The 21,656-nt window shown below is 59.3% G+C and carries 17 protein-coding genes; 3 read left to right on the top strand and 14 right to left on the bottom strand.

Annotated features, from left to right (window positions below; genetic code table 11):
- Nucleotides 1-335 precede the first annotated feature (335 nt).
- The 4 genes from IB245_RS07475 to IB245_RS07460 all read right to left on the bottom strand — a co-directional run bounded on the left by IB245_RS07475 (nt 336) and on the right by IB245_RS07460 (nt 7,308).
- Complete coding sequence (locus tag IB245_RS07475; RefSeq protein WP_192227165.1) at nt 336-2,255, bottom strand: PAS domain-containing sensor histidine kinase; 1,920 nt, start codon at nt 2,253-2,255, stop codon at nt 336-338.
- A gap of 87 nt (nt 2,256-2,342) precedes the next feature.
- A complete protein-coding gene (locus tag IB245_RS07470; protein ID WP_192227164.1) occupies nt 2,343-3,251 on the bottom strand; it encodes a zeta toxin family protein in 909 nt (302 codons plus the stop codon).
- 128 nt (nt 3,252-3,379) lie between these two features.
- The gene (locus tag IB245_RS07465; protein WP_192227163.1) at nt 3,380-5,659 is read right to left on the bottom strand and encodes an ATP-dependent DNA helicase; all 2,280 of its coding nucleotides are present in this window, start codon (nt 5,657-5,659) and stop codon (nt 3,380-3,382) included.
- Nucleotides 5,656-7,308: a VRR-NUC domain-containing protein gene (locus IB245_RS07460; protein WP_192227162.1), complete on the bottom strand. Its 1,653-nt coding sequence runs from the start codon at nt 7,306-7,308 to the stop codon at nt 5,656-5,658. The genes IB245_RS07465 and IB245_RS07460 overlap by 4 nt, the downstream gene beginning before the upstream one ends.
- 221 nt (nt 7,309-7,529) lie before the next feature.
- On the opposite strand from IB245_RS07460, the gene IB245_RS07455 reads away from it, so the two are divergent.
- The gene (locus tag IB245_RS07455; RefSeq protein WP_008026328.1) at nt 7,530-7,754 is read left to right on the top strand and encodes a YgdI/YgdR family lipoprotein; all 225 of its coding nucleotides are present in this window, start codon (nt 7,530-7,532) and stop codon (nt 7,752-7,754) included.
- Between the two features lie 126 nt (nt 7,755-7,880).
- Here the strand turns inward: IB245_RS07455 and IB245_RS07450 are convergent, their stop codons facing one another.
- From IB245_RS07450 to IB245_RS07425, 6 genes are all read right to left on the bottom strand, one after another.
- The gene (locus tag IB245_RS07450; protein WP_192227161.1) at nt 7,881-9,728 is read right to left on the bottom strand and encodes a polyurethanase; all 1,848 of its coding nucleotides are present in this window, start codon (nt 9,726-9,728) and stop codon (nt 7,881-7,883) included.
- A gap of 27 nt (nt 9,729-9,755) precedes the next feature.
- Complete coding sequence (locus tag IB245_RS07445) at nt 9,756-11,132, bottom strand: TolC family outer membrane protein (protein WP_192227160.1); 1,377 nt, start codon at nt 11,130-11,132, stop codon at nt 9,756-9,758.
- Nucleotides 11,133-11,134: 2 nt separating this feature from the next.
- The gene (locus IB245_RS07440) at nt 11,135-12,469 is read right to left on the bottom strand and encodes an HlyD family type I secretion periplasmic adaptor subunit (RefSeq protein WP_192227159.1); all 1,335 of its coding nucleotides are present in this window, start codon (nt 12,467-12,469) and stop codon (nt 11,135-11,137) included.
- Nucleotides 12,466-14,232 (bottom strand): type I secretion system permease/ATPase, encoded by a 1,767-nt coding sequence (locus IB245_RS07435; RefSeq protein WP_192227158.1) that lies wholly within the window; start codon nt 14,230-14,232, stop codon nt 12,466-12,468. The genes IB245_RS07440 and IB245_RS07435 overlap by 4 nt, the downstream gene beginning before the upstream one ends.
- A gap of 80 nt (nt 14,233-14,312) precedes the next feature.
- Nucleotides 14,313-14,699 (bottom strand): AprI/Inh family metalloprotease inhibitor, encoded by a 387-nt coding sequence (locus IB245_RS07430; RefSeq protein ID WP_192227157.1) that lies wholly within the window; start codon nt 14,697-14,699, stop codon nt 14,313-14,315.
- Between the two features lie 73 nt (nt 14,700-14,772).
- A complete protein-coding gene (locus tag IB245_RS07425; RefSeq protein ID WP_192227156.1) occupies nt 14,773-16,230 on the bottom strand; it encodes a serralysin family metalloprotease in 1,458 nt (485 codons plus the stop codon).
- Nucleotides 16,231-16,641: 411 nt separating this feature from the next.
- On the opposite strand from IB245_RS07425, the gene IB245_RS07420 reads away from it, so the two are divergent.
- Nucleotides 16,642-17,298 (top strand): lysozyme inhibitor LprI family protein, encoded by a 657-nt coding sequence (locus IB245_RS07420; protein ID WP_192227155.1) that lies wholly within the window; start codon nt 16,642-16,644, stop codon nt 17,296-17,298.
- 43 nt (nt 17,299-17,341) lie between these two features.
- On the opposite strand, the gene IB245_RS07415 is transcribed toward IB245_RS07420, so the two are convergent.
- The 4 genes from IB245_RS07415 to IB245_RS07400 are packed head-to-tail and all read right to left on the bottom strand — an operon-like array spanning nt 17,342 to nt 21,116.
- On the bottom strand, nt 17,342-18,427 hold the full coding sequence (locus IB245_RS07415; RefSeq protein ID WP_192227154.1) for a polyamine ABC transporter substrate-binding protein: 1,086 nt from the start codon (nt 18,425-18,427) through the stop codon (nt 17,342-17,344).
- A gap of 44 nt (nt 18,428-18,471) precedes the next feature.
- A complete protein-coding gene (locus IB245_RS07410) occupies nt 18,472-18,813 on the bottom strand; it encodes a cupin domain-containing protein (RefSeq protein ID WP_192227153.1) in 342 nt (113 codons plus the stop codon).
- A 30-nt stretch (nt 18,814-18,843) separates the two neighbouring features.
- Nucleotides 18,844-20,250 carry an NAD(P)/FAD-dependent oxidoreductase gene (locus IB245_RS07405; RefSeq protein ID WP_192227152.1) on the bottom strand — a complete coding sequence of 469 codons (1,407 nt, stop codon included), beginning with the start codon at nt 20,248-20,250 and terminating at the stop codon, nt 18,844-18,846.
- A gap of 50 nt (nt 20,251-20,300) precedes the next feature.
- Nucleotides 20,301-21,116, bottom strand: a complete 816-nt coding sequence (locus tag IB245_RS07400) for a helix-turn-helix transcriptional regulator (RefSeq protein WP_192227151.1) — start codon at nt 21,114-21,116, stop codon at nt 20,301-20,303.
- A gap of 262 nt (nt 21,117-21,378) precedes the next feature.
- On the opposite strand from IB245_RS07400, the gene IB245_RS07395 reads away from it, so the two are divergent.
- On the top strand, nt 21,379-21,651 hold the full coding sequence (locus tag IB245_RS07395) for a DUF1652 domain-containing protein (protein ID WP_192227150.1): 273 nt from the start codon (nt 21,379-21,381) through the stop codon (nt 21,649-21,651).
- The last annotated feature ends 5 nt before the right edge of the window (nt 21,652-21,656 follow it).

Genomic DNA, 21,656 nt, shown 5'->3' with positions numbered 1-21,656 from the left:
GGGCTCAGGGGCCAATCGCCAGCAAGCCGGCTCCTACAGGAATTTGTTGCGGCACAAATCACTGCCAGCCACCTCGCACCTTGTAGGAGCTGGCTTGCCGGCGATGGCGTCCGCAAGGTAAGCGCAGGACTCAGGGGCCAATCGCCGGCAAGCCGGCTCCTACAGGGATTTGTCGCGACACACATCCCTGCCAGTCACCTCGTACCTTGTAGGAGCTGGCTTGCCGGCGATGGCGTCCGCAAGGTCACTGCAGGGCTCAGGGGCCAATCGCCAGCAAGCCGGCTCCTACGGGCGCGGGAGAATAAGAGCGGGCGCTTGAAGAGCCGGACGGTTTGTTACCGTAATGTCGAGGCGATGATTTCCACCAGGTTGAGTTGCGTGAATGGTTTGGACAGGCGTGGGAGCCTAGTCGCAAAGCCTTCCAGCCGCTCGGCGTAACCGGTGGCGAGGATGATCGGCAGGTCTGGCCTGATGCTTCGGATCGCCTGCGCCAGTTGCGCACCGTTCATTTGCGGCATGGCCATGTCGGTAATGACCAGGTCGATGACCTGTTCGCTGTCGAGCACTGTCAGCGCTTGAGCCCCGGATACCGCACTGATCACCTGATGGCCCAGATCTTCGAGCAACAGGCAGGTACTGGTCAGCACCAGGCTGTCGTCATCCACCACCAGCACGCACAGACGAGGCACCGGCGGTGCGGCTTCCTCCTGGGCAGGCTTGGCGATCGAGCCTTGCGTGGCGACGGGAATCCACAGTTCGGCCGTGGTGCCCTTGCCCTTCTGGCACTTTAGAATGAATCGCCCGCCCAATTGTTCGATGAAGCCATGCACCATCGACAATCCCAGCCCCGTACCTTTGCCGACCCCTTTGGTGGTGAAGAATGGGTCCATCGCCACGGCGAGTGTGGCGTCGTCCATGCCCTCCCCGGTGTCATTGATGCTCAGGCAAACATAACGACCTGTCATTGGCCTGAGCGAGGAATGATCGCCGGCGTCTTCAGACCGGGCGCTGATCAGGAGCTTGCCGCCATGGGGCATGGCGTCGCGGGCATTGGTCGCCAGGTTCAGGACTGCCAGTTCGAGCTGGTTTTTGTCGGCCCAAACGGGCTCGATTGTTTCCGTAAAACGGGTTTCGAGCGCTACGGAAGGCCCGAGGGAACTGCGCAACAGGCCGGTGATGCCCTCCACCAGCGTCGGTATCTCGACGGACTCGGTCTTCAGTTCCTGTCGCCTGGCAAAGGCCAGCATGCGCTGGGTCAGCGCCACTCCGCGCAAGGCGCCTTGAGTGGCGTTGTCCAGCAATCGGGTGATCTTCGAATCGTCCCCGATTCGCTTGCGCACGATTTCCAGATTGCCAAGGATCACCGTCAACAAATTGTTGAAGTCATGGGCAATCCCCCCGCTCAATTGCCCGATGGCTTGCATTTTCTGCGCCTGGAAAAGCGCCTCACGGGTTTGTTCGAGCGCCTGCTGAGCGCGGGTCGCTTCAGTAATATCCCGGGTGATCTTGGCGAAACCGAGCAACGTCCCGGTATCGCCCCAGATCGGATCGACCACGACATGCGCCAGGAACCGCGTGCCGTCCTTGCGCACTCGCCAGCCTTTGTTCTCGAATCGCCCCTCACGGATGGCAATGTCCAGCGTGCGCTTCGGTTCGCCGGCTGCGCGGTCTTCCGGGGTGTAAAACATCGAAAAATGCTGACCGATCACTTCTTCGGGCAAGTAACCCTTGATGCGCTGGGCACCAGGGTTCCAGTTGGTCAGCCGTCCGTCAGCGTCGAGCATGTAGATAGCGTAGTCCGTGACACTTTGCACCAGCAGCCGGAACTGCTGTTCGCTTTGCTTGAGCACTTCTTCAGCCATTTTGCGGTCAGTCAGGTCCCGGGTGATCTTGGCAAACCCCAGCAACTTGCCCGTCGAATCGAGGATCGGATCGATCACCACATGGCACCAGAAATGCGTACCGTCCTTGCGCACCCGCCAGCCTTCTCCCTCGAATCGCCCTTCCCGAATGGCGGTGTCCAGGGCTCGTTGGGGCATCCCCTTGAGACGGTCCTCCTCGGTGTAGAACCGCGAAAAATGCTGGCCGAGGATTTCCGCTTCTTCATACCCTTTGAAACGTCGAGCGCCGGCATTCCAACTGGTGATGATGCCGTCGGGATCAATCATGTAGATCGCGTAGTCAATCACCGCATCGATCAACAGGCGAAAGCGCCCGTCCTCGATGGTGCTGGCTTTGCCTCTATCTTCGTTCATTGAGCCCTCACGTCGTGATTGTTTTTTGAGGAGTATGCGACAAACCCGGGGTTTGGAAAGCCGAAATGCCCCGCTCGACGCAAAGTCTTATCGGTTTGCGTATCTGACAATGCAGGCATACAAATCGTTGTATACGAAACTCGGAACATGCTGGGTATGACCCGCGATCTTGAGCAGCGCCAGATGGCACTCCTTGATGATTTCGTGGTGACCATTCACCGCAAAAACAGGGTTATCAATAATCCGCGAGTAAACGCTGTGCTCAAATTGCCTCAGGGTTGTCGTTTTGATCAGTGAGCCGTTGGCATCCAGGGTGTAAGTACTCTGAGCCCGTAGCGCTCGTTCTTTCAACACGCCGAATCCGCGTTCGTACACGGTGATTTGTGAACCGCTGATCGCTTTTGAGGCCGTCTCGATGGCCAGGATGATCGCTTGTGCATACCTCATGCTGGCAGCCAGTGTTGATCCCGTCAGAAATCTTTCCATTTCCTGGTTTTCGAGGCTGTTGAGTGCTCTCTTGATGCTCGACACATGAGCGAACTCTTGGGTGCAGCCAACGATATGAGTCTCGAAGTGATAACCGGCGGCTGTTGCCGTCAGCGGAAAAGCCGCGAAATCGAGGCTGTCGAACGCGCACTCCATGACGATGTTGTATTTGCCGACGAATGCCTGCGTAAAGATCATCGCGCTGACTTCACGCACAAACGCCTCTGTATGCTCATACGCATGCAGAACGCCAAGCTTGATCATCTCAGCGTAGTGAGGGTGTTTTTTTCGGTATTCGGGCAGGTACAGGCGCACGTAATTTTTGTAGCGGCCCGAAGGCAGAAGACTTTTTTCAAGCAGATACGTTTTGCCAGATCCCTGCAGGCCGGCAACGATCAGCATTTTCGGGGTTGCCTCGGCCGTAATGCCGCTGAACAGCGTCGTTTTTATTTCATCGAATGCGGCCGTGACCTGCTCTTGGGTGTACGTATAGTTCGGTGCTGCTGACATACCTTGATTTCCTTATCAAAGACTGGCTTGAAAGTGATGATTGCCTCTATGAATAAAGCGGGCATTCGCCACTTGTTCAAATGTCTGTGTTTTTCAAGGTATGTCGATGTTTTTTAAGGTAAAAAATCCTACTCAGCCGAGAGCGAAATCGCCGGAGCAACCGACCACCAGCGCGGCAGCAGTTGCTTGACCTTGCTGTCGCCAAACCGGTCATCGATCAACATCACCACCCCCTCATCCTGCTGGGTGCGGATCACTCGCCCTGCAGCCTGCACCACCTTCTGCACGCCGGGAAACAGGTAGGTGTAGTCGTAACCGGCACCGAAAATCGCGGCCATGCGATGTTTCAACTGTTCATTGACCGGGTTGAGTTGCGCCAGGCCCAAGGTGGCGATGAATGCACCGATCAACCGCGCGCCGGGCAAGTCGATGCCTTCGCCAAATGCCCCGCCCAGCACTGCGAAGCCAACTCCTTGGCTGTCCGCGGTGAATTGATCGAGAAAGTCCTGGCGCCGGGTTTCTCCCATACCCCGCGATTGCGCCCACACGGTGATGTGTGGGTGTTTTTCGGCGAGCAACTGCGCCACTTGCTGCAAATAATCGAAGCTGCTGAAAAACGCCAGGTAGTTGCCGGGGCGTTGACTGAACTGCCGGGCAATCAGCTCGACGATCGGCGCCAGCGACGATTGCCGATGAACGAACCGTGTAGAGATCTGATTGACGATATGGACCTTCAACTGGTCAGCGTGAAACGGTGATTCAACATCGATCCACACCGTGTTCGCCGGCGTCCCGAGGAGATCCCCATAGTAATGACGCGGGCTCAACGTCGCGGAAAACAACACGGTACTGCGTGCGGCCGTCAGGCGCGGGCGGATGAAACCGGCAGGCACCACGTTGCGCAGGCACAGTTGCGAAAGCGGTTTTTTACGCTCGAGGTCCCGCTTGCTGATGTCGAACAGAAACTGTTCATCGAAGAGTTCGGCAACGCGGCAGAATTGCAGCATGTCGAAATAAAACGTCTGCAATGCACTGTCCAGGCCCTGCGGGTGATCATTGAGGTAATCGCCAATGCTCGCACTGCACGAGGACAGCGCCTGAAGCAGTTTTTCCGGAGGCTTGTCGTAGGCCTGATACGCACCAAGTTGCAGGTTATGCAGGGCGTTCCACTCACGATTGACCCGTTGCAGGGATTTTTTCAACGGCTCGGGCGCGGTTTTACGCACGCCGTTGAGGGCCGACTGGTCGAGACCGGCGCTGTACATCTGCCGGCCGCGCTCCACCAGGTTGTGGGCTTCGTCCACCAGCACCGCGACTTTCCAGTTATTGGCCTGGGCCAGCCCGAACAGCAGCGCACTGAAATCGAAATAATAGTTGTAGTCGGCGACCACCACGTCTGACCAGCGGGCCATTTCCTGGCTCAGGTAGTACGGGCACACCGCATGTTTCACGGCCACCTCGCGCAAGGCATTCTGGTTCAACAGTGACAGCTCGCTGGCGGCCTGGCGCGCAGCCGGCAAGCGATCATAGAAGCCTTGGGCCAATGGGCAGGATTCGCCGTGGCAGGCTTTGTCCGAATGTTCGCAGGCCTTGTCCCGGGCGATCATCTCCAGAACCCGCAGCGGCGGCGCATCCGCGCTGTCGAGGATCACCTGCGCAGCATCGAGCGCCAGTTTGCGCCCCGGCGTTTTTGCCGTAAGAAAGAACACCTTGTCCAGTTGCTGCGGCGCCAGCGCCTTGAGCATCGGAAACAGCGTGCCAAGCGTCTTGCCGATGCCGGTCGGCGCCTGCGCCATCAGGCACCGGCCAGTGCTGACCGCCTTGAACACCGACTCGGCCAGATGCCGTTGGCCCGGACGAAAACCGGCATGGGGAAACGAAAGTTGCTGCGCCGCGCCGTTGCGCGCCTCGCGATGGGCCATTTCCTGTTCGGCCCAATGCAGGAACAGTCGGCAATGCTGCTCGAAGAACCTCTGCAATTCTCCAGCGCTGAAGGCTTCGACCAGACAGGTTTCCTTTTCGCTGACGATGTCGAAATACACCAGCGCCAGGTTGATCTGCGCCAGGCCCAGTTTCTGGCACATCAACCAGCCATAGACCTTGGCCTGCGCCCAATGCAGTAGACGATGGTTGGCCGGTTGTTTGCTCAAGTCCCCGCGATAGGTTTTGACTTCTTCCAGGCAGTTTTGCGCCGGGTCGTAGCCGTCCGCCCTGCCCTTGACCTTCAACGTCTGGTACAGACCTTCAAGCGCGACCTCACTCTGGTAACCCTCGCTGCGCCGGGACGCCACCGTACGGTGGCCGACGATACCTTCCAGTGCCGTCGGCGAAGGCGTGAAACGCAGGTCGAGGTCCCCGACCTTGGCGGTGAATTCACACAACGCCCGCACCGCAATGCTGTAGCTCAAGCGCCCTGCTCCGCCCACTGCACGTAGCAAACAGCAATCGGCATCTGGTGTTCATGGCAGAACTCGAGCCAGCGCAACTGGTTGTCCTGCAGGCGATCACCGGGGCCTTTGACTTCGATCATGCGGTAGGTCTTGTGCTGCGGCCAGAACTGGATCAGGTCCGGCATGCCGGCGCGGTTGGCCTTGATGTCCAGCAGCAGGCGGTTGAACCAGTGTTTGAGGTGCTCGGCGGGCAGGCAGTCCAGGGCCTGCTCAAGCAGTGGTTCGCTCAACGCGCCCCAGAACACGAAAGGCGACTGCACGCCCCACTTGGCGGCATATCGCTCACGGATGGTCTGGCGGTAACGCCCGTCATCCAGCTCGGCGAGGCAAGCCTGAAACAGATCGGCCCGGCGCGCCTGGAAGTCTTCATTGAGCAAGTCCGCCGGCCCGCGCTGGAACGGGTGGAAAAACGCCCCCGGTAACGGCGCAAAGATTGCCGGCCAGCACAGCAACCCGAACAATGAATTGATCAGGCTGTTTTCGACGTAATGCACCGGCGCCGAATCCTCCGCCAGATGCGCCTGAACGTAAAACTCCACCGACAGCGTCGGGTCGGTTCTGGGCAGTTGCAGATCGAGACGCTGCATTTCCCGTGGAGAGGATCGTTTCACTGCCGGCCCGCCGAGTTTGCGCCGCAGCCTGGGCACCACTCGCAGTAATTGCTGTTGTTCGGCGGCGCTTTCCGACGTTTGCCCGGCAGCAACGGCCAGGTCCATGGCCAACTGATACTCGCCGCAGCGCTCCAGCACACGAATCAATCGCGACCGTGCGCCAGGCCAGGCGCACTCGCGGTAAATGCCCAGGGCATTGGCGAAATCCGCCACGCGTTCGCAGTGCTGACCGATCTGGAACAGCAATTTGCTGCGCCGTTTTTGCAGCCAGGGATTGCTCAGCGCCAGCCCGTTGATCTGCTCGACAACCGCCTCCACCGCTTCACCGGCCTCGAACTGCTGCTGACAGTCATGGAGAAACAGGCAGGCGTCCACGTCCTCGCGACTGCGCAAGCCGCGGGATTCGGCGCAGAACTCGACTTTTTCATAGGTAAAAATGCCAAGGTCGGCAAGCACGAACTCCGACCAGTCCTGGTAAAGGTTGCCGAAAAACATCAGGCGCAGGCGATCACACAAGCCCATGATAGTCAGGCTGAACAACCGATCATTCAGTGGCGCGCACCACTGATTGAAGGGTTGTACCTCGGGAAACCGTTCGCTCAATGCAGGCAGCCAGTCGGACTTTTTCCCTTTGGGCTGATCGATGGCGGCACCAAAACATTGAAGGATTTCGGCCTTGAGCAACGCCTCGAACACCACGTCGAGCGGCAGCGGCGCCTGCTCATCGATCCAACCCTGGGCCAACAACGGCTCAGCGGCCATGGCAATGTCGCCGATCTCGACGTAATGCAGTTTGCTCGCCCGGAAGTGAACGCCCTTGCGCATGACCATCCGGACCAGGAGCGCACGGGGTTCCCGGGGCAGTCGATTGAACTCACGGATGAAGCATTGCTCCTCGACACTCAATACATCGGCATAACGATGTTCAAGCCAATCAAGCACTTGCATGAAGTTGTTCAAGTAATAGAACGGATCGTCGAGGGGATTTGTGGTCACAGGAAAACAGGGCCGTGGCGTACGAGTACTGGTTATGCGTACAGATACCAGCTACGACCCGTCCGGTGCAAACGGAAAAGGATAAGCGGCGGCGCGATCCGTTTTTTTTGGGTGGCCCATCGAACTTTCCGGGGATCCGTCGCACCAACGGCGGTAGAAGTGCAGCGGCGATTGAAGGATTTGAAGCAGTCGCGCTGATTTTAGGAGGATGAGAGGTGGTTATGAATATCAAGACACTGGGTTTGCCACTGGTAGCGGCAGCCCTTCTGGCCCTGGCCGGTTGCTCGACGCCAACGGTGGTGACGCTGCAGAACGGCACTCAATATTTGACCAAGGACATGCCAAAAGCCAATACCAAAGAAGGCTTTTACGAGTTCGAAGATATTTCCGGGGCGAAAGTGAAGGTCAAGGTTAATGACGTGGCCACGGTTCGCAAGGAAGACTGAACACCGCGTTATCGTTCTTCGCGAGCAAGCCCGCTCCCACATTCGACCGCATTCTTATGGGAGAACTCGGTTAAATGTGGGAGCGGGCTTGCTCGCGAAGAGGCCCTTACAGGCGCCACATCACCTTCAGGCGATGACGACATTGGCCAGGCTATCCAGCCCAACCCCGACCAGCGTCACCGAATCACCGCCAAACGTCAGCACCGTGTCTTGCCCCACAACCGTGGCATGGGCGCGTACGTCATCATTCGGCGCCACCCCCTGAACCCCGAGAAACACCAGTTTGTCGTTCGCCTGATAACCCACGATCCGATCCTGGCCAAACGCGCCACTGAACAGGAACGTATCGATCCCGCCACCCGCCTCCATCAGGTCATTTCCGGCCCCGCCCACCAACACGTCGTTGCCTTGGCCGCCCACCAGATGGTCGTTGCCGTCCAGACCAAACAACCAATCACCGCCGGGATGCGCCTTCAACGTATCGGCTCCCGCTCCGCCCTTCAGCGTGGACGCGTACTGCGTCAGGTCGTTGCCCACCGCAAGGCCGTTGGCGGTGACCTTGTGGGTCACGTCATCCTTGAACAGCCCCCAGAGAAACCCCGGCTCCTTCGTGACAATGCTGCCGATGTCGCGGGTGATGCTGATGCCGCCCTGCGCATCGCGGATGTACAGGTTCCCCGCGCCGTCATTGGCGAAATCGAAGTTTTTCACTGACTGCTGCAGATCCAGCACGTTACTGCCCTTGCCCCCCAGCACGATGTTGTAGCCGCCGCCGTCGCGGAAGGTGTCGTTGCCGTCGCGGCCTTCCAGGTAATCGTTGCCCTTGCCGCCCTGGATCAGGTCGTTGCCGTCGCTGCCAATGATGAAGGTGCTGCCCTTGTGGGTTTCGGCGTTGCGGTTGAGGTCCTGAACCCAGGTGCTGCTGCGCGCCGGGTCAGACAGGTTGGCAACAATGACGGTCGAATCCTTGCTGGTGAGGTCGTAGAACTTCGACTCCAGCACCCGCGTCATGCCATCGCCATACCCCGTGGGCAGGTGGGAAATCCAGGTCGGAATATTGAGGATGGAATACGGCAGCACATTCCACGCGGTCGAGGCGTAATGATCGTTGAAGCTGACAATGTTGTTGGTTGCCGAATCCTGATGCGCATCGTGCACGCCCAGCGACGACAAGTTGAAGGACGAGCCGTCGAGTGCGCGGAACACCGGGTCATTCTCATAACCGACGTTCAGCACTTTATCGGTGCTGCTTTGCGTCGGTGAGGCGTAGGCGATGTAGTTGGCATCCTTGTAGAACCCGGCCCACTTGTCGTTGCTCAGGTCCGCCAGGCTATTGACCGCCAGGCCGCCAAGGCTGTGGCCACTGACCAGCACGTCCTTGCCCGACAAGCCATTGGCCCGGGCAAACGCGGCAACATCGGCAAGCAAGTCGCCGAAGGCCTCGCCCACGTAGTTCTTCGCGTAATCCTTGGGCCCCAACGCGGCCAGCACGTCGTTGATCACGTCGGCGATCGAATCGCTGATCAGGCTTTCCCGAGGGCCACTGGTGCCGCGAAAGGCCACGCCGATTTCGCTTAGATGGCCCTGCGCATCGTACTTGCCGAGGATTTCCACTTGGGCGCTGGTATACCCGGCCTTTTCGCCGAAGAACGTACCGCGCGCATCAACCTTGTCGTCGTAACCCAGCTGCGCAGCGGTGATCGGCGTCCAACCGGCTTTCTGCACCGCCGCCAGCGCGGCTTTTTCCGAATCCGGGTTCCACGGCACGCCGGGAATCACACCCTGGGAGTCAGTACCGCCAATCAACGCGGTCACCAGCGTCGCCGGCAATCCCAGGCCGAAGCCATTGTGCTGATAACCGGTGGCAAAGCCGTTATCGAGGTTGTGATAGGAGTACAGCGTGATTGCCATAGCGTCGGTGAACAACGCCTTTGAATCTGCTGTGCCGAAGTTTTTGTAGTCGTACACACCCATGGTAAAGCCTCTCTTTTGTTGGAATTGTCAGAGATCTTTCCGGCGTTCCTTCGGGCCTTGCCCAAATGCTTCGTCAACCTTGGCCAGGTCTTGCTCGTTCAAGGTGCCGGCGTAGTAATGCAACTTGGTCCATGCCATCAAATAGTCGTAGCGGCTCTGCGCGAGATCGCGGCGTGTGGTGTAGAGCTGCTGCTCGGCGTTCAGCGCGTCGAGGTTGACCCGCTCACCACCGAGAATGCTTTGCCGGGTCGACACCACCAGCGCTTCGGCGGACGTCAGTGCTTTCTGATAGGCCCGCAGCTTGTTCACCCCCGACAGGCACGCGCTGAACTGGCGACGCAACTCGATCAGGGTTTCCCGCGTCTTGCCGTCCAGTTCGTATTCGGCCTGTTCCATGGCGCGGCTGGCCTGACGGGTCGACGCCGAGACACCGCCACCGGCGTACAGCGGGACGTTGACCTCGATGCCGATGGTGTTGGTGTCGTAGCGCTGGTTGTAGGTGTTGCCGCTTTCCGATTCGTTCTGGCGCACCGTTGCGTAGGCGCTGACTTTGGGCAGGTGCCCGGCGCGATTGCGCTCCACCTCGTAGCGCGCCACTTCCAGTGCCTGACGTTGCGAGGCCAGGGCCGGATTGTTGGCGACCGCCATCTCATGCCAGGTGTCGTAATTGGCCGGTTGCAGGGTGAAAGTCTGGAACTGCTGATCCAGCGGCGCGAGATCGCTGATGTCGACGGCCGGCACGCCGATCAGCGCGCCCAGTTCTCGCAGGGACGCGTCCTGTTCGTTGCGGGCTTCGATTTCTTCGGCGATTGCCAGCTCGTAGCGTGACTCGGCTTCGAGGATGTCGGTGCGCGTGCCCTCGCCCTGACGGAACAATTGCTCGTTCTGCCTGAACTGTTGCTCGAAGGCTTTCTTCCTGGCCTGGGCGATGTCGATCTGGTCCTGGGCGAACAGCGCCTGGGTGTAGTTCTCCAGCACCCGCACCAGCAATTGCTGGCTCTTGCCGCGAAAGTTCTCATCGGCGAACAGCGACTGCGCCACGCCTTTGCGGTACGTCGCGTAGGCCTCGTAATCCAGCAGCGGTTGTTGCAGGGTCAACGACGAACCGTAACTGCTGTAGTTGCGGTCATCGCTCTGGTTTTGCCCGCGCTCGTTGAGGTAAGTGACCTTGGAGGTGTTGCGGCCCTTGTTGTAGTTGTAACCCAGTTTCGGCAGCAGCCCGGCGCGGCCGATCGCGCGGTTTTCAAGGCCGGCGTCGCGCTCCTTGATCGCGCCGAGGAACACCGGATCATTGCGCAACGCTTGCTCGTAAAGGTCGAACGGTCCCATGGCCATGGTCGGGTTGCAGGTCAGCAGCACAAGGCTCGCCGCAAACACAGACAGCTTATTCATACAGCGCAACATCCTTATTCCTCGGTCAACGCGGAACCTGCCCGATCGAGCAGCGGCTTGAACAGATAGTTGAGGAGCGAACGCTCGCCAGTGCGCACGAACATTTCCGCGGGCATGCCGGGCTTGATCACCAGGCCGTTGAGTTTTTCCATGGCGTGTTCGCTGACGCTGCTGCGCAGTACGTAATACGGAGCGCCGGTTTTCTCATCGACCATCTGGTCGGCGGAAATCAGGCTGACTTCGCCGGGAACCCGTGGCGTGCGGCTCTGGTTGAACGCGGTGAACAAAATGTCCACCGGCAAGTGCGTACCGACCTTGTCGATCAGGTTGATCGGCAGATGCCCTTCGACTTCCAGGCGAGTGCCCTGCGGAACGATTTCCAGCAGGGTTTCGCCCTGGCGCACCACCGCGCCTTCGGTATGCACCCCGAGGTTGACCGCGATGCCGTCGGCGGTGGCGATGATTTCGCTGTGCTGCAAGTCGAAACCGGCGGAGGTCAGTTGCTCCTCCAGCGTCACGCTTTTGAGCTGTGCGTCGGCCAGCTGAGTGCGGACTTCTTTCTGGTACTCCTCGACGTGTTGTTGCAGTTTCAGCCGCGATTCGAGGATGCCCTGCTCCACCCGGCCGCTTTCGCCGGTGTTTTCTGCCAATTGTTGTTGCACCTGCGACAGTTGGCGCTGGTACTCCATCAACCGATTGCGCGGGATGTAGCCGTTGTCCGCCAGCGGCTGAAGGTTGCTCAGTTGCTGTTGCAGGGAACTGGCCTGGGCGGTCAAGTCCGAGCGTGCGCGGCGCATGCCGGCCAGTTGCGCGCCAGCGCCTTCGATGCTCGCGCGCAAGGCAGCCTGCTCGCGGGAAAACGCTTCACGGCGGCTGCTGAACAACTGCCGCTGGCCTTCCAGTACCAATGCCAGACGCGGGTCGGGATCGTTGCTCAGTTCGGCCGGAAAACTCACCTGCTTGAGGTTGTCCCGTTCGCTTTGCCAACGCGCCAGGCTGGCCCAGGCCATGCGGTATTGCGCTTGTAGGGATTGCACGTCGGCGGCGACTTGGGTCTGGTCGAGTTGAAACAGCGGCTGACCCTGCTTCACCGCTTGACCTTCGCGCACCAGAATCCGGCTGACCACCCCGCTGCTCATCGATTGCACCGCTTTGCGCTTGCCCGAGACCACCACGGTGCCTTGCACCGGAATACCTTGGTCGAGCGGCGCCAGGCTGGCCCAAGTGAAGAAACTGCCGGCGCCGACGATGGCCAGAATCCAGCCCATGCGCGCAAAAAACCGCGCATCGCGCTCGGGGCGTTCGGCGATGTAGTCGTGTTCCATGCTGGCTTCGCTGAGGTTGCTCATACACCCGAACTCCTTGTCGAGGGCTGATACTGCCGGCTCATGCTCAACCCGCCCGGTGCCTGCGCGGGCTTTTGTTCCTGAGCACCGGAAAGCGCCTTGAGTACGTCCTGGCTCGGGCCGAACGCTTGCAAACGACCGTCGTTGAGCACCAGCAACTTGTCGGCCTGGGCCAGCGCCGAAGAGCGGTGAGTCACCAGGATCACGCTGGTGCCCTGGGCTTTCATGTGCGCGATGGCACTGGCCAATGCTGCTTCGCCGACGGTGTCGAGGTTGGAGTTCGGTTCGTCCAGCACCACCAGGCTCGGCTTGCCGTACAAGGCACGTGCCAGTGCCACGCGCTGCTTCTGACCGCCGGACAAACCACTGCCGTCCTCGCCGAGCAGCGTGTCGTAACCCTGCGGCATGCGCAGGATCAGTTCATGCACACCCGCCTGTTGCGCAGCTGCGACGACGGTTTGCGGATCGGCCTCACGGAACCGGGCGATGTTTTGCGCGATGCTGCCGCTGAACAGTTCGATGTCTTGCGGCAGATAACCGATGAAGGGTCCGAGTTCGTCGCGATTCCAGCGATGGATATCGGCACCGTCGAGGCGCACCGTGCCACCAAGGGTCGGCCAGACGCCGACCAGCACTCGGGCCAGGGTCGATTTGCCGGAACCGGAAGCGCCCAGCACGCCGAGCACTTCGCCGGCATCCAGGCTGAAATTGACCAGGTGCAACGTCGCACCACGCTGCCCCGGAGGACCGGCGCTGACCTGTTCAAAACGGATGTGGCCCTTCGGCGCCGGCAGCGCCATGACGTCGTCGGCCGGCGGGAAGGCTTGCAGCAAAGCATCGAGACGGCGGTAAGCGAGTTTGGCGCCGCTCCACTGTTTCCAGACCGCGATCAGTTGATCGATGGGGCTCAGGACGCGGCCCATCAGGATCGAACCGGCAATCATCATCCCGGCGGTCATGTCGCCCTTGATCACCAGCAGCGCGCCCAGACCCAATACCAGGGATTGCAGGCACAGACGCAAGGTTTTGCTCAGGGAGCTGATGACCGCGCCGGTGTCGCTGGCCTTGTTTTGCTGGCCGAGGAAACGCGAATGCACCCGGAACCAGCGATGACGCAAGGCGCCGAGCATGCCCATGGCTTGAATGGTTTCAGCGTTATGCAGGTGACTGGTGGCCATCTGGCTGGACTTCTGGGAGAAAACCGCCGCTTCTCCCAAAGGCTTTTTGGTCATGGCCTCATTGAGGCACGCCAGCCCGATCAGCACTACCGCGCCCGCCGTGGCAAACACGCCGAGCCAGACGTTGAACAGATAGATCACGAGCAGGTACACCGGGAACCAGGGGGCATCGAAGAAGGCGAACAGCGCCGGGCCGGTCACGAACTGGCGAATGTGAGTCAAATCCCCCAGCGACTGCCCGGCGTTGCCTTCGCCCCTGAACAAATTGCGCTCGAAAGCGGCCTGATAAACCCGCAGGTTGAAGCGGCGTTCCAGTTGGCTGCCGATACGAATGACGATAAAACTGCGAATAATCTCCAGCAAGCCGATAAACGCAAAGAACCCCACGACCATCAGCGACAACATGGCCAGCGTGGTTTCATTTTGCGATGACAGCACCCGGTCATAGACCTGGAGCATATAAATAGAAGGCACTAACATCAGAATGTTGATTAGCGCCGTAAAACAACCGACGCTGATCAGAATGCTCTTGTAATCACCCAGCGCCCTTATTAACGGCGTGGAAACCGGGTTATTCGCCATCTTCATGGGCTCTTCCTGAGGTGTTATCCCGCGCCTGCCTGACGAGGTCGTTACTTACACTTTAATAACAACTTGGCACATCTCGATTAATCAAGCGGGTGCTCAAGTATTATGATCAGCCCGGACTTTGAAGTGCCTCGATACAGCCCGTCGCGCTGACGACTGAAAAACACAATCTTCGACCCTTCCTTACCGGTGAGCGCGATGCCGTCGGGCTCAGGGAACCAGCCGATCGGTTGTTCCTCCAGCCATTCGACGAGGCACTCTGTGCCGTCGCCCAACGTCTGGTTGGCTTTGAATTCGAGGGGGCAAACGATCGACGGGTTGTCTTGCTGCGTCACCCGCCATTTTCCCGCCAGCTCCGACGGGTCTGCCAACTTCAGGCTGCTTGCCATGGCTACATCTCCAAAAAACATCATGAGCGCGGCTAACAGCCACACGTTTGTTTTGCAGGTAAAAGCGTTACAAATCATAGGCGTTTCACTCAGGGTCGTGGCTCAAGTGACAAAGGGCGGCGCATCGGCGCCGCCCTCCTTCTGCCTTGAATCAGGCCACGATGTCCGAGTACGCCGCCTGGCCGACGGTGCTGACCAGGAAGTCCGCCACGCCATGCCCGGAGAAGTCCACTGACAGCAGGCTGTTACCACCTGAGGTAGTCAGCACGGCATCGCCCGCCGCACCCGTGAATGCGCTCACGAAATGCAGGCCTGCACCGTTGGTGATGCCGGTCAGGTCGATCTTGTCGAGGCCGCTGACAAAATCGAGGATCTGGTCGACTGCACCCGGTTTGGAGTCGCTGCTGGCGGCGAACACGAAGGTGTCCGAACCGGTGCCGCCCCACAACTTGTCCGCACCGCCCGCGCCGTAAAGGATGTCGTTGCCGGCACCACCCTTCAGCTCGTTGGAGACGCCGTTACCGATCAGCAAATCATTGCCCGAACCGCCAATGGCGTTTTCGACGGTGACGCCCTTGGCGATGGACACGTTACCCACCAGGCCGCCAACGTCGGAGAACGAGGTCTCATTGAGGTTGATCTTCTGGTTTTGGGTAAACCCGGAGAAATCCAGGGTGTCCTTGCCGCCCGCGTCCCACACCGAAAACACGACCTTGTCCACCGACGAAGACGCGCTCAGGAAATCGCGACCGGTGTTGGAGTTGAAGCCGTAAGTGGTGTCACCGGTGCGAGTGGTGGTGTTGGCGCCGTAGAGTTTCTGGATGGCTGCGATATCGTCGATCAACGGGCCCGACGCATAAGCTTCGACGCCGCCCTTGCTGAAGTTCTGGCTGGTGTTGCTTTCACTCCAGTAACTCATGACGCTGTAGCCGCGGGTGTCTTGCCCGTAGGACGCGTCGTTGTAGGTCGGTGCGCCTTCACCGGCGTTGTAGTCGCCGGGGTGAGCCAGACCAAGGGTGTGCCCAATTTCGTGGGTCAGGGTTTGCCGGCCGTAGTTGTTCAGGTCCGGGGTCTTGTTGGGCGTGTAGCTGCTGTTGATCAGGTACCAGGAAGTCCCGTCGTAACCTGCGCCCGTGCCAGGCAAATAAGCGAATGCCGCTGCGCCGTCCTGGCCGCCGCTGTAGTTGCCGAAGGTCATGTGACCGTCGCCGCCGGTGGCCTTTTCCGTGAAGGTGACATTGGCGACGTCGGCCCAGGATTGCAGGGCGAGCACGGTCTGGCCTTTCTGCTGGGCACTGAACTGACTGAACCCGGTAATCCCGTGCTTGTTCATGGTGCTCGACGAGGCCGAGGTCAGGAACGTGTAGGTCAGTTCAATTTTGCCGCTGCCGTCCTTGTCTTGGTAGGCAGCTCCGTCGCGCAGCAATTGGGTGGCTGCCTGATCGACGGAAAACGAGGGTTTGCCATTGACCGTCAGATTGCCGCCACGGTCATACTGATGGCTGAAACTATTGATCTGGTTGAACGCAGAACTGGGAGCCGCCAAGGCTTGAAATGGCTGGAATGCCTGTTCAGCGGAATCAATAGCGCTGTCTTTTACTTTAGACATAAACACACTTCCTTGTTTTGCTATGGAACAGTTTTTTTAGATAGCAACAATCTCTGGCGAGATCGTCCTATCACTCGCCCAATGAAGGCGAAAGAAAACTGACACAATTTGAAATCAATCGTCCACTACTTTTTTGGCGTCAAGTTTGCGCACTTCAGAATATGCCCGAAAACAATAGGCGCGATTAGAAGTCGGCGTATTTAAAATAGTGAGCCAGCGTTATTGTCGGACAATCTACAATTTAAATATTAAATAAAAGTAAGTTGCCGGGATCAAAATCGTCCGACTATTGGCGTTTTTGATTCGCGCACTTCCATGGGTAAAAATTAGACTTTTCGAAGAATGAGACCACACTGAATACCGGGTTAACTTTCTTCGCGGACCTCATGAAATGATCCGGGTGAAGTCGAGATGAAAAGGGTCACGCCCTGGTGGGTCAGGCTCATTACCGCCGGTGCGTGTGCGGCAACAAGCCTGTGCGCGAATGCCGGGACTTCTACGGTTCTGGCAACCAGCTTCGACTGCGCCAGGGCCAGCGCAGCCATCGAGAAGCTGATCTGCCGCACCCCACAACTGAAGCAGATGGACATTGAACTGACGCGCCTTTATCGCCTCGCGCTCACAGACGATCATTCCGTGCCGCGGCCTGACAAAGTCGAGATCGAACAACGGTTCTGGGTAGACGCCCGCAATCGCTGCTCTGCCGAGGCGGAACCCAAGGCCTGCACGATCCGCAGTTATGCCGAGCGTGCGCATCAGCTTCGCCAAGGCTCGGTGATTGCACGAACCAAGGATCCGAGCAGGCTCACCGACGGCCCGGTAGCCTTTCGTTGCACCGGGCTCAACGCGTTGATCGCCGTCACTTACTTCAATGTCGAGCCGCGTGTCGTGTACCTGAAATGGGCGAATACCTCTGCCACCCTTATCCAGGTGCCAAATGATTCCGCTACCCAATTCAACGGCAAGGATTACCGGGGGAGCTACAGCTTCTTGCAGAACGGCAGCGATGCCTTGTTCCAGATACCCGGCTCGGGGCAAATGAGTTGCACGGTCGAGCCGGTCGGCTGATTGCGCAACGGGACATCCTGTCCCGATGCGTTGGTGCAACCTGTCAGCTGCCCGTGCGAATCTTGTTCCACACCCGCGTCCGAATCCGGTCGATGTTCAGCGGCATCGCTTCCAGCGCGAACAGTTTCCCCATCATTTCCGGGCTCGGATAAACCTTGGTGTCGTTCTTGATTGCCGGGTCGATCAGGCTGTCAGCCTGTTCGTTGCCATTGGCGTAGTGCACGTAGTTGCTGATGCTGGCCATGACGGCCGGGCGCAACAGGTAGTCCATGAAGGCATAGCCGGCTTTTTCGTCCGGGGCGTCGGCGGGCATGGCGACCATGTCGAACCAGATGGCGGCGCCTTCCTTGGGAATCGCATAGCCGATGTCGACACCGTTCTTGGCTTCCCTGGCGCGGTTTTCGGCCTGCAGGATGTCGCCGGAGAAACCGACCGCCACGCAGATGTCGCCGTTGGCGAGGTCGCTGGTGTACTTGGACGAGTGGAAATAGCTGACGTAAGGCCGGACTTTCATCAGCAGCGCTTCAGCCTTCTTGTAGTCTTCCGGGTTCTTGCTGTGATGCGGCAACCCCAGGTAGTTCAGCGCGGCCGGCAGCAGTTCAGGCCCGTTGTCGAGGATGGCCACGCCGCACTTCTGCAGTTTTGCCATGTTTTCGGGTTTGAAGATCAGGTCCCAGGAGTCCACCGGCGCGTTATCGCCCAGCACCGCTTTGACCTTGGCAATGTTGTAGCCGATGCCGGTGCTGCCCCACAGGTACGGGAAGCCGTGCTCGTTGCCCGGGTCGTTGGTTTGCAGGGCTTTGAGCAGTACCGGGTTGAGGTTTTTCCAGTTCGGCAACTGGCTCTTGTCGAGCTTCTTCAGCGCCCCACCCTCGATCTGCCGGGCCATGAAGTGGTTGGACGGGAACACCACGTCGTAACCGGATTTGCCGGTCATCAACTTGCCGTCGAGGGTTTCGTTGCTGTCGTACACGTCATAGCTAAAGCCGATGCCGGTTTCTTTCTGGAAGTCTTTGGTGGTGTCCGGGGCGATGTAGTCCGACCAGTTGTAGATCTTCACGGTGTCGGCGGCGTGACTGAGGCTCACGAAGAGCGCCAAGGGAGCGAGTGCCAGGGTCTTTCGGATCATGAGTGGATTCCTGTGTGAGTTTTTGTTGGCAGGCAATCAGAGGATCAAAAAATCAAAACGTAGGTCTTGCGTACGGTTTCCTGGATGTCCCAGTTACCGAGGCTGTTGGCTGGCAACATCAGTGCGTCGCCGGCTTCTATGTGGAGGGCTTCACCGTCATCTGGAGTGAAGGTGCAGCGTCCCTGGATGAAATGACAGAATTCCTGGGCCACGATCTGCCGACGCCAACGGCCGGGGGTGCATTCCCAGACGCCGGTTTCGACACCGTCGTCGCGTTCGACGCTGGTGGTGGAGGCCACCGCCACGGGAGTTCCCAACGGCACGGCGACCGGGTTTGATTCGTCCAGCTTCAGTGTTGCGGTGTTCTTGAACTGCGTGATGCCCATGGGAGTACCTGTCTATGGAGAAAGCGTCGATTACTGCATGAAACCTTCCATGAACCCGGCGACCCCGCTGGCCAGCTTGCGTCGCCAAGGCGCGGTAGCCGGGTTGGCCAGGGTCTGGTCTTCATGGACGAAGCTGCGGATGATCGCGTTGTAGCCGAGCCAGCGGCAGGGCTCCGGTTCCCAGGGCTTCAGTGCATCGAGACCGCCCTGAGGGATGACCCATGGCTGGCGAACCAGCTCGGTATCGCGTTGCAGGATCAAGTCAGCCAAGGTCCGTCCACCCAGGTTGCTGGCACCAACGCCCTCCCCGCCATAACCGCCGGAAATCGCAATGCCGCTCGCTTGATCGCACAGCATGTGCGGCTTGAACCGCCGGGACATGCCGAGGTTGCCGCCCCAGCCATGGGTAATACGTACGTTCTTGAGTTGCGGGAAGAGTTCGCCGAACAGGTAACGCCGCAAGTCGACTTCACTGGCGGTCAGGTCGAAGTCATGGCGCAGCTTGCCGGCAAACTGATAGCCGCCCCGCGCGCCGAACACCAGGCGGTTATCCGCCGTACGCTGACCGTAAGTCACCTGGCGACTGCTTTCGCCGAACGCCTGCCCGTGGCTCAGGCCGATTTCGTCCCAAGTGGCGGCGGACAGCGGTTCGGTGGCGACGATCAGGCTTTGCACCGGCAACTGATAGCGCCCCAGCGGAGGCAGCGTGGTCGCGTACCCTTCTACCGCCGGAACGATCCAGCGGCTGCGCACCATGGCCTTCGCCGTGCGCAGGCTGCCTGATTGCCAGTGGGTGACCGGACTGTTTTCGTAAATCCTGACGCCCATGCGTTCGACCGTCCGGGCCAGACCTCGCACCAACTTTGCCGGGTGCAGGGTCGCCACGTGCGGTGCATAGATACCGCCATAAGGCTTGGCGATTCTGATCTGTTGCGCCAACTGCTCGGGGCTGAGCCAGCGGTAATGGCTTTCCGTCAGGCCCTGGCGATACAGCTTGTCCAGATACTGTCGAAGACTGGCTTCCTGCTCCGGATACCGCGCCGCGCAATACAGCGCCCCGCCTTTACGGTAATCGCAGGCGATGCCTTCACGTTCGAGGACAACTTCTACTTCATCGGGAATGCTGTGCAGCAGGTCATACGACGCCCGCCGCTGCCCGGCCGGTAAATCGGCGAGCAAACGGTCTTCCCCCAGGAGGTTGCCCATCAACCAGCCGCCATTACGCCCGGAGGCGCCAAAACCGGCGGTCTGCGCTTCAACGATGGCAATATTCAGGCCCGGCGCCAGGCGCTTGAGGTAGTACGCAGTCCAGAGCCCGGTGTACCCCGCGCCGATGATGGCGACGTCGACGTCAAGATCGTGTTCCAGCGCCGGACGCGCCAGCAGCGGCTCGTCGAGTTGATCCATCCACAAACTGATAGTGCGCCACGCCGGCATGCAAGACTCCGCCACTCAAACTTCGATGGCGTTGATCCTAGTGCGTGGGCTCAGAGGCTGTCTTGCGCGCGTGCACGCAAAGAAATTTGTTTGACGTAGGCCTTGGGCGACAGACCGGTGTGCTGGCGGAAACAGCTATAGAACGCCGAGAGCGAATTGAAGCCGGCGGCAAACGCCAGATCGTCGATACGCAGTGGCGGCGCGGCGTTTTCCAGCGCGGCGAGCACATGCTGCAAGCGCGCCTGGTTAACGTAGCGGTAGAAACTCTGGCCCAGCACCTGGTTCAGCAGATAGGACATCTGATTGCGGCTGTACCCGCACGCCTTCGCCACCCGTTGCAGGTCGAGCTCCGGGTCCAGATAGGGTTGCTGGCGCTGGAAGTACTGTTGCAGGTCCTGCGCCATGAAACTCAGCTGACGCGGCGACAACCCGAGCCGACTGACGGCCGGGCGCGCACTGTTTGCGGTTTTGCTGACGGGCTGCTCATGCACCAGCGAGGCGTACTCGTTAACCCGCCAGATCAGACCGTCACGGACAGTAATCGCCTCGCTGGCCCGAAATGACACCAACCCTTCACCGCCGCGCAGGGTAATGCGGTACTGAATGAACGCGGTGTTGCCGTCCAGACGGATGCGGTCCGAGTGTTCCAGCGCTTCATCCGGATCGCGCGGCATGCTGCTGCGCACGTACTCGCGCAATTCGTCCAGCCCCATCACGCGGTTCTGGAAGAAGTCGCTGTACTGGATGTCCGGGTGATACAGCGCCATGACGCCGTCCAGGTCGCGGTGCTTCCAGCGCAGGTGATAGCGCATGACCGTCTCGCTCGTGGCCTGGGTTTGCAGCGGACCATCATCATCGGCATGCATAAAGGACTCGACGAGAAAAAGGCGAGCTTGCCGAAATTCCGCACCGGCTTCAATGAGCAAGCAGTACCGGCCTTTTGCTGAAAGGTCACAGCGCTTTGACCCGAATCAAAAAAAAGCAACCAATTGCCAATCGGCCTGAAAAATCCACATTATTTTCACATGCGGATGCTACTTTTAAAGACAGTCAACGGTTGAGCCAATGAAGGCTCTTCCCTCCTAACATGAGCTAATGGAAGCGCTCGATGAATCAGGCGGGCAACATATGAATAAAGGGTTCAGTAAAGTCACCTTTCCAAACGCCTGCCAGCTGATGCGCTGGCATTTTCATCCCATGGGTTTTGAGGCGAGCATGGACGCACCGGGCAGCATGATTGCCCGTCTTTTTGACCGTGCCACGGGCGAGACCATGATCGCCATTGCCGGCATTCCATGCGCCACTGTCATGAACGCAGCGGACGTAGAACGAATCATTGAAGCGGTGGAGGATGAGCTTGAGTCTTTCATTCCTCCGGTGGCCCTCAAGAGTTATGCCTGAAGGTT

Source organism: Pseudomonas sp. PDM02 (genome assembly GCF_014852285.1).
GTDB lineage: Bacteria > Pseudomonadota > Gammaproteobacteria > Pseudomonadales > Pseudomonadaceae > Aquipseudomonas > Aquipseudomonas migulae.
This window is presented reverse-complemented; position numbering and strand designations above follow the sequence as displayed.